Source organism: Brachybacterium sp. B718/18 (assembly GCF_055454375.1).
The window spans coordinates 19,690-27,770 of sequence record NZ_JBVDDO010000015.1 but is presented as its reverse complement, the minus strand read 5'-3'; the positions used below and the strand labels follow the sequence as shown (position 1 = coordinate 27,770).

The following is an 8,081-nucleotide window of genomic DNA, read 5'->3' as shown; positions in this document are numbered from 1 at the left end:
TGTGGGAGAGTAGGTCGCCGCCGGACATCTTTGTGGGAGTGGGAGTGAGCTGGAGACCCTTTCGGGGTTTCGCTCCTCCCACTCCCTTTTTTTTATGCCCGAGCGCGGATTTCTTCGCGTGGTCGGGCTTCGGCGTCTGGGGGCGGAGCCGGCTCATTCGTTCTGCTCTACCGCGCTGGCGATCATGCGAGTACCTGCCGTGCCGGCGGCCAGGTCCAGTCGGCTGCCGGCCCTGCGCTCCGTGGTGTGACCCCGCTCCTGTGTCGACCCGTCGGAATGTGACGGGCTGTGCGCTGCGCTGGTGAGAGCGCTCACGGATGCATGCCTACTGTCCGGTCTCCGCGAAGGGGTCGCATAGGCTCGGTGATCGATAAGCGCATAGGGCGATGACAGCGAGCACGACGAGACGGACGGTCCACAGTGTCTGAGGACAGGAACAACGAGCGCGAGAGCGGCGGCCAGCACCGCCGCGAGCAGCAGGGCGCACGCCGCCCGTCGACCGGGCGCGGCCCGTACACCGGGCGTTCCCGCGATGACGAGGGCCGGGAGCGCCGTTCGTCGCGTCCCGAGGGATCTCGCCCCGATCGATCCGGGTCCGGAGATCGTCGCCGAAGCGGATTCGGGGACGACCGCCGTGATGGTGGTCCGCGTTCCTTCTCCGGGCCCCGTGGTGACGGCGAGCGTCGTCCCTACCGCGACGGTGGTGTACAGCGTCCCTACGGTGACCGTGGCGAGAAGCGTTCCGACAATGACCGCTCGGAGATGCGTCCGTACCGCGAGGGTGGCCAGAAGCGTCCGTACGGTGAGCGCTCGGAGAAGCGTCCGTACCGCGAGGGCGGCGAGAAGCGTTCCTACGGTGACCGCGGCGAGAAGCGTTCCTACGGTGACCGTGGCGATAAGCGTTCCTACGGTGATCGTGGCGAGAGGCCTTCGTACGGTGACCGCACCGAGGCGCGTCCCTACGGTGATCGTGGCGAGAAGCGTTCCTACGGTGACCGCACCGAGAAGCGTTCGTACGGTGATCGGAACGACCGTCCCTACGGCGATCGCCAGAAGCGTTCTTACGGTGATCGTGGCGAGAAGCGTCCCTACGGTGATCGGAACGACCGTCCCTACGGCAATCGTGGCGAGAAGCGTCCCTACGGCGATCGTGGCGAGAAGCGTCCCTACCGCGAGGGCGGGGAGAAGCGTCTCTACGGTGACCGTGGCGAGAAGCGCTCCTACGGTGATCGGAACGACCGTCCCTACGGGCATGGCAACGACCACCGCCGCCCGGCCCGTGACGGTGAGGAGCGGCGCGGACGCGACGACCGGCGCACCTCGCGCCCGGGGCAGGAAGCGCGCGCTGATCGTCCCTTCGAACCGCGGATCCCGGACGGAATCACGGGGGCCGAGCTCGACCAGGACGTTCAGGACGAGCTGAAGGGTCTGAGCCGGGAGACCGCTGATCGAGTCGCGCAGCACCTCGTCGCCGCTCTCGTGCTCGAGGCGGACGATCAGGAGACCTCTCAGGCGCATGCCAAGTTCGCCGCGCGCATCGGTGGCCGCATCGGTGCCGTGCGCGAGACGTACGGCGTGCTCGCCTATCGCGCCGGCGACTACCGCACGGCCGTCCGCGAGCTGCGGACCGCTCTGCGCATCACCGGCCGTACCGATGTGCTCCCCCTGATCGCCGACTCCGAGCGCGGGCTGGGACGCCCCGAGCGCGCACTGGACATCGCCGCCTCCGACGAGGCGAGCGACCTCGGCGTCTCGGCCACGATCGAGCTGATGATCGTGGTCGCTGGCGCCTACGCAGACACCGGCGACACCGAGACGGCTCTGCGCACGCTCGAGATCCCGGCTCTGCGCCAGAAGGTCGACGGCAAGTGGCAGGTCCGGCTCTGGGCGGCATACGCCGAGCTGCTCGAGCGCGCCGACCGCGCGGAGGAGGCTCGTCGCTGGCTCACCCTCGCCGCGGACACCGACACCGAGGGTCTCACCGACGCGGCGGAGCGCCTCGGCCGGCCGGCCCCGCAGCAGGAGCCCGTCGTCCCCACCTGGGAGGACGAGGAGCAGGTCTCCGTGATCGACGCCTACGACCCCGACGCCGACGCGGACGACGAACCAAACGAGACGGACGAGACGGACGCGCCGGCGGCGGACGAGCAGGAGGCGGCCCCGCTGCCGACGGAGTCCTTCGAGGCTGCTGACCGTGCGGACGCGTCGGACGCGGACACCGAGGAGCTCGACGGTGACGAGGAGCTCGACGAGGAGGAGACTCCCGACGAGGTGGAGGACATCGAGGGCATGGAGGAGCCGTCGGAGACCGAGGAATCGGCTGTGGCGGAGGACCCGGAGGTCCGCGCCTGATGCCCCTCGTGGATCCTTCGCTCCTGGACCTCCATGACGCGCTGCTGTTCGATCTGGACGGCACGCTCATGCACGGCGCGCGGCCGATCCCGCACGGTGCGGAAGCGGTCGCGGCCGCACGCGCAGCGGGACGCCCCGTGGCCTTCGCGACCAACAACGCCTCGCGCACCCCGGAGCAGGCCGCCGAGCACCTCCGGGGCATCGGCATCCCCGCCGACGCCGCGGAGTTCGTGACCTCGCCGCAGGTCGCCACGCGCCTGCTCGCCGAGGATCTCGAGCCGGGGGCGAAGGTGCTCGTCGTCGGCGGGCCGAGTCTCGCCGAGCAGGTCCGGGCCGACGGCCTGGAGCCGGTGGAGGCGGACGCGGAGGACGTCGTCGCCGTCGTCCAGGGCTGGTCCCCGGACCTCGGCTGGCGTCGGCTCGCCGAGGGCGCCTACGCCATCCGCCGAGGTGCCCGCTGGATGGCCACCAACGTCGACGCGACCCTCCCCACCGAGCAGGGGCTCGCCCCGGGCAACGGCTCCATGGTCGCCGCGCTGCGGCACGCCACCGGTGCCGTCCCGGAGGTCGCCGGCAAGCCGGAGCCGGGCATGTTCCAGGTCGCCGCGGCGCGCTGCGGAGCGCGGCACGCGCTCGTCATCGGCGACCGCCTCGACACCGACATCGAGGGCGGGGTCCGCGCGGAGATCGCGACGCTCCTCGTCCTCACCGGGGTCGACGGCGTCGACAGCGCTCTCCGCGCGGAGCCGGTGCGCCGCCCCACCTACATCACGCCCGATCTCGAGCAGCTCACCGCGCCGTTCCCCCTGCCGGTCGTCGATCGCGACCGCGCCCGTTGCGGACCCGTCGGCGCCGCCTGGCAGGACGGCGACATCACCCTGTCCGGCGAGGTCGAGGACCCCCGCGTCCTCCGGGCCGTGCTGGCTCTCCTGCGCACCCACTCCCCGGACGCTGCCTGGACGGGGCGCCTGCTCGACGCCGACGGCGCCGAGGTGCGCCCGGACGCACGGTGACCGTCCAGCGGGTCGACGTCGCGCTCGTCGCGGCGGGTCTCGCCCGCTCCCGCACGCAGGCGCGACGCATCCTCGAGGAGGGCCGGGCCCGGCTCGACGGACGCGAGGTGCGCAAGCCCTCGACCCCGGTCCCCGACGGAGCCCTGCTCGAGGTCGTCGCCGTCCCCGACGGCGTCGAGTACGCCTCGCGCGCCGCGCACAAGCTGCTCGGCGCCCTCGACGCCCTGGAGCTGGACCCGACCGGCGCCGAGTGCCTCGACGCCGGCGCCTCCACGGGCGGTTTCACCGACGTCCTCCTGCGCCGCGGGGCGGTGAGGGTGCACGCGGTCGACATCGGGCACGACCAGCTCGCCGAGCACGTCCGTCGCGACCCGCGGGTCGTGGTCCGCGACGGCACCAGCGTCCGCGATCTCGATCCGGCGCTGCTGGGCACCGACGTCGACCTGATCGTCGCCGATCTCTCGTTCATCTCGCTGCGCACCGTCCTGCCGGCCCTCGCCGGCGTCCTCCGTCCCGGAGGCGACCTGCTGCTGATGGTCAAGCCGCAGTTCGAGGTGGGCCGCATCGCGCTGCCCCGCACGGGCGTCGTGACCGACCCCGCGGCTCGGATCCGCGCCGTCGAAGGGGTCGTCGACGCCGCCGCGGAGGAGGGCCTCGCGCTGCGCGCCGTCGGCCCCAGCGCCCTGCCGGGACAGGACGGCAACCGGGAGTACTTCGTCCATCTGCGACCCGGCGACGCCTCCGTCCCCGACCAGGAGGCCTATGACATGATCGGGGTCGCCGTGCGCGAAGACCGAGCGCGCCGGCGCGCCACCGATCCCGCACCCCAGGAGGACTGACCACGATGCGACGGTTCCTCCTCTACGTCCACACCGGTCGGCGTGCGGCCCTGAACGCGATGCTGACGGTCCTCGAGGAGCTGCGTCGCCGCGGAGTGCGCGGCGTGGTCGTCGACGAGCAGGTCGACGAGATCCTCGCCCTCCCCGAGGGGGAGGCGCCGCCCCGCCTGCTGACCTTCCTCACCAACGGCGGGGTCGACGTGCTCGACGCCGTCTCCGCGGCAGACCTGGTCGAGCTGGGCATCGTCCTCGGCGGCGACGGCACCATCCTCCGTGCGCTCGAGGCCGTCCGCGACGCCGACGTCCCCGTGCACGGCGTGAACCTGGGCCATGTCGGCTTCCTCGCCGAGAGCGAGGTCGAGGATCTCGCGATCACCGTCGCCCGTCTCCTCGAGGGCGAGTACGAGATCGAGAAGCGCTCGACCCTCGACATCACGGTGCTCGACGATCACGACGAGCCCGTCGCCCGCCACTGGGCGCTCAACGAGGCCTCGCTCGAGAAGGCCGACCGGCAGAAGATGATCAACGTCGCGATCGAGATCGACGGCCGACCCGTCTCGAGCTTCGGAGCCGACGGCGTGCTGCTGTCCACCTCGACCGGCTCCACCGCCTACGCCTTCAGCGCGGGCGGCCCCGTGATCTGGCCCGAGGTCGACGCGATGCTGCTGATCCCCCTCGCGGCCCACGCGCTCTTCGCCCGGCCCCTCGTGCTCGGCCGCTCCTCCGAGGTCGCCGTCGAGATGGTCCTGGACAACCGCGAGGACGCGATCCTCACCCTCGACGGCCGTCGCGGGGCGGACATCGGCGCGGGGATGCGCATCGAGGCCCGTCTCTCCGAGCACTCCGTGCGCCTGGTCCGTCTCGCGCCGACCCCCTTCGCCGATCGCCTGGTCGAGAAGTTCCAGCTGCCCGTCGTCGGCTGGCGCGGCCGCGGCCCCCGCACCCGCTGAGGGCCCCGCATGCTCTCCACCCTGCGCATCCGCGGCATCGGCGTGATCGATGACGCCCTGCTCGAGTTCGGGCCCGGCTTCACCGCGCTCACCGGCGAGACCGGGGCCGGCAAGACCATGATCGTCACGGGCCTGACCATGCTCCTCGGCGGCAGGCTGGACCGGGGCCGCACCCGCGAGGCGAGCACCGTGGACGGCACGCTCGCCCTGACCGGCCACGGCGAGCTCGCCGCCGCGCTCGACGAGCTCGGCGCCGAGGAGGAGGACGGCGAGGTGCTCGTCGTCCGCCGCGTCACCCGCGACGGCCGCTCCCGGGCCCAGATCGGGGGAGTCCCGGTGCCGATCGGGACCCTCTCCCGCCTCGTCGGCACTGCCGTCACCGTCCACGGGCAGTCCGATCAGCAGCGGCTGCGGGACCCCGAGGCGCAGCGCGAGGCGCTCGACCGCTTCGCCGAGACGGAGATCGGCGATCCGCTCGGTCGTCACCGCGAACTGTGGCGCGAGCGCACCGCCCTCGTCGCCGAGCTGGGGGAGCTCGACCTGCTCCTCGCCGAGCGTGAGCGCCGCGGGACGGTCCTCGTCGAAGCGCTCGAGAGGATCGAGGCCCTCGACCCGCAGCCCGGGGAGGACGACGACCTGCGCGCGGAGCTCGAGCGCCTCGGCAGCGCCGAGGAGCTGCGCGGCGCCGCCCAGCGCGCGAGCCTCGCCCTGGTCGGCGACGACGACGGCCCCGCGGCGGCGGCCCTGCTGGACCTCGCCGCCGAGGCCGTCGGCCGGGCCTCCCGCACCGACCGCACCCTCTCCCCGCTCGTCGACCGGCTCGAGACCGCCCGGCTCGAGCTCTCCGACCTCTCCGCCGAGCTGATCCGCTACGCCGAGGACATCGACGCCTCCCCGGGACGGCTCGAGCAGGCCCACGAGCGACTCCACGAGCTGACCGTGCTGGTGCGCGACCTGGGCGGGCTGTTCCCGGGCGCGGACGGGCCCGCGACGGACGTCACCGCACTGCTGACCACCTCCCGCACCGCCGCCGTCGACCTCGACCGCTACGAGGGCGCCGAGCGGCGACGTGGGGAGGCGGCGGAGCGCCTGGAGACGCTCGAGCACGAGCTCGAGACGACGGCGGAGGAACTCACCGCCGCGCGCACCGCGGCCGCCGCCGCCCTGTCCGCGGCCGTGCAGGAGGAGCTGCGGCATCTCGAGATGCCCGATGCGGCGATCCGCGTGGACGTCTCCGCCCGCGCCGCGCGCTCCCACGGCCGCGACGGGGTCGAGATCCTGCTCGCGCCGCATCCCGGGGCCGAGCACCTGCCCGTCGGCCAGGCCGCCTCCGGCGGCGAGCTCTCCCGCGTGATGCTCGCCCTCGAGGTGGCTCTCTCCGCCTCCCGCAGCGACCGCACCGCCGCACCGGTGTTCGTGTTCGACGAGATCGACGCGGGGATCGGCGGGCGCGCGGCCCTCGCCGTCGGCCAGCGCCTCGCCCGGCTCGCCCGCCACGCCCAGGTCATCGTCGTCACCCATCTGCCGCAGGTCGCCGCGCACGCGGGCACCCATCTGCAGATCGTGAAGTCCTCCGCCGAGGGCGCGACCAGCTCGACCGTGCACGGCCTGGACCGCGCCGGGCGTATCGAGGAGCTCGCGCGGATGCTCGCCGGGGACACCTCCGATCTCGCCCTCGCCCACGCCGAGGAGCTGCTGGACGAGGCCCGCACCATGGCCGAGGACGCGGCGCCCGGCCGGGGTCGCCGATGAGCCCGCAGCGCGCGCAGGTCACCGGCACCGCCCGGCTCGGCCGACGCACGAAGGACCTCACCAAGCGCCTCCAGCCCGGCGACATCGCGATCATCGACCACGAGGACGTGGACCGCGTCGCGGCCGAGGCGCTCGTCGAGCGGCAGCCCGCCGCGGTCCTCAACGCCGCCGCCTCGACGTCGGGCCGCTATCCCAACGCCGGCCCGCAGATCCTGCTCGACGGCGACGTGGTGCTCGTCGACGCCCTCGGCCCCGCGCTCTTCGAAGGGATCCGCGACGGGCAGACCATCACCGTCCGCGACGGCGAGGTGCTGCTCGAGGAGGTCGTCGTCGCGCGCGGCGTCGCCCAGGACCAGGCCACCGTCACCGCCGCGCTCGAGATCGCCCGCGAAGGTCTCTCCGAGCAGCTCGAGCTCTTCGCCGAGAACACCATGGAGTACATGCTCCGCGAGCGGGACCTGCTGCTGGACGGGATCGGCGCCCCCGACGTCCGCACCCGCATCGACGGCCGCCCAGTGCTCATCGTCGTACGCGGCTACCACTACAAGGAGGACCTCGCGACCCTCCGCCCGTTCCTGCGCGAGAACCGCCCCGTGATCATCGGCGTCGACGGCGGGGCCGATGCGGTGATCGAGGCGGGTTTCCGCCCCGACATGATCATCGGGGACATGGACTCGGTCTCGGACCGCGCGCTCGCCAGCGGCGCGGAGCTCGTCGTCCACGCCTATCGCGACGGCCGCGCCCCCGGCCTCGAGCGCCTCGCCGGCCTGGGGCTCGGCGAGCAGGCGGTGCTCTTCCCCGCCTCGGGCACGAGCGAGGACATCGCCATGCTCCTCGCCGACGAGAAGGGGGCCTCCGTGATCGTGGCCGTCGGCACCCACGGCACGCTCGAGGAGTTCCTGGACAAGGGCCGCCCCGGGATGAGCTCCACCTTCCTCACCCGCCTGCGGATCGGCTCCAAGCTCGTCGACGCGAAGGGCGTCTCCCGCCTCTACCGCCAGCGCATCTCCACCGTCCAGCTCCTGCTGCTCGCGGTCGCCGGGCTCGCCGCCCTCGCGGTGGCCCTGTGGGCCACGCCGGGCGGGCAGGCCGTCGTCCAGCTGATGGGTGCCCGGCTGGATGGGATGCTGTCCTGGTTCACCACGCTGTTCTTCCCCCGGGCCACCGGGTCGTAG

At 73.1% G+C, this 8,081-nt stretch carries 7 protein-coding genes; 6 read left to right on the top strand and 1 reads right to left on the bottom strand.

What is annotated here, in order from left to right; genetic code table 11:
- Nucleotides 1–153: 153 nt before the first annotated feature.
- Nucleotides 154–1,518: a hypothetical protein gene (locus ACZCAH_RS15025; protein WP_464341853.1), complete on the bottom strand. Its 1,365-nt coding sequence runs from the start codon at nucleotides 1,516–1,518 to the stop codon at nucleotides 154–156.
- 39 nt (nucleotides 1,519–1,557) lie between these two features.
- On the opposite strand from ACZCAH_RS15025, the gene ACZCAH_RS15020 reads away from it, so the two are divergent.
- The 6 genes from ACZCAH_RS15020 to steA are packed head-to-tail and all read left to right on the top strand — an operon-like array spanning nucleotide 1,558 to nucleotide 8,081.
- Nucleotides 1,558–2,352, top strand: coding sequence for a tetratricopeptide repeat protein (locus tag ACZCAH_RS15020; protein ID WP_464341852.1), 795 nt, complete (start codon nucleotides 1,558–1,560; stop codon nucleotides 2,350–2,352).
- Nucleotides 2,352–3,365 (top strand): HAD-IIA family hydrolase, encoded by a 1,014-nt coding sequence (locus ACZCAH_RS15015; protein WP_464341851.1) that lies wholly within the window; start codon nucleotides 2,352–2,354, stop codon nucleotides 3,363–3,365. Before ACZCAH_RS15020 ends, ACZCAH_RS15015 begins: the two co-directional genes overlap by 1 nt.
- On the top strand, nucleotides 3,362–4,204 hold the full coding sequence (locus tag ACZCAH_RS15010) for a TlyA family RNA methyltransferase (protein ID WP_464341850.1): 843 nt from the start codon (nucleotides 3,362–3,364) through the stop codon (nucleotides 4,202–4,204). The genes ACZCAH_RS15015 and ACZCAH_RS15010 overlap by 4 nt, the downstream gene beginning before the upstream one ends.
- Before the next feature lie 5 nt (nucleotides 4,205–4,209).
- Nucleotides 4,210–5,154: an NAD kinase gene (locus ACZCAH_RS15005; RefSeq protein ID WP_464341849.1), complete on the top strand. Its 945-nt coding sequence runs from the start codon at nucleotides 4,210–4,212 to the stop codon at nucleotides 5,152–5,154.
- Between the two features lie 9 nt (nucleotides 5,155–5,163).
- On the top strand, nucleotides 5,164–6,906 hold the full coding sequence (recN, locus tag ACZCAH_RS15000; RefSeq protein WP_464341848.1) for a DNA repair protein RecN: 1,743 nt from the start codon (nucleotides 5,164–5,166) through the stop codon (nucleotides 6,904–6,906).
- Complete coding sequence (gene steA, locus ACZCAH_RS14995) at nucleotides 6,903–8,081, top strand: putative cytokinetic ring protein SteA (RefSeq protein ID WP_464341847.1); 1,179 nt, start codon at nucleotides 6,903–6,905, stop codon at nucleotides 8,079–8,081. Before recN ends, steA begins: the two co-directional genes overlap by 4 nt.

Bases quoted from the DNA above. Each gene is read 5' to 3' on its own strand.
- ACZCAH_RS15005 (WP_464341849.1), top strand. From the start codon at position 4,210: ATGCGACGGTTCCTCCTCTACGTCCACACCGGTCGGCGTGCGGCCCTG.
- steA (WP_464341847.1), top strand. From the start codon at position 6,903: ATGAGCCCGCAGCGCGCGCAGGTCACCGGCACCGCCCGGCTCGGCCGA.
- ACZCAH_RS15025 (WP_464341853.1), bottom strand. From the start codon at position 1,518: ATGCGCCTGAGAGGTCTCCTGATCGTCCGCCTCGAGCACGAGAGCGGC.
- ACZCAH_RS15015 (WP_464341851.1), top strand. From the start codon at position 2,352: ATGCCCCTCGTGGATCCTTCGCTCCTGGACCTCCATGACGCGCTGCTG.
- recN (WP_464341848.1), top strand. From the start codon at position 5,164: ATGCTCTCCACCCTGCGCATCCGCGGCATCGGCGTGATCGATGACGCC.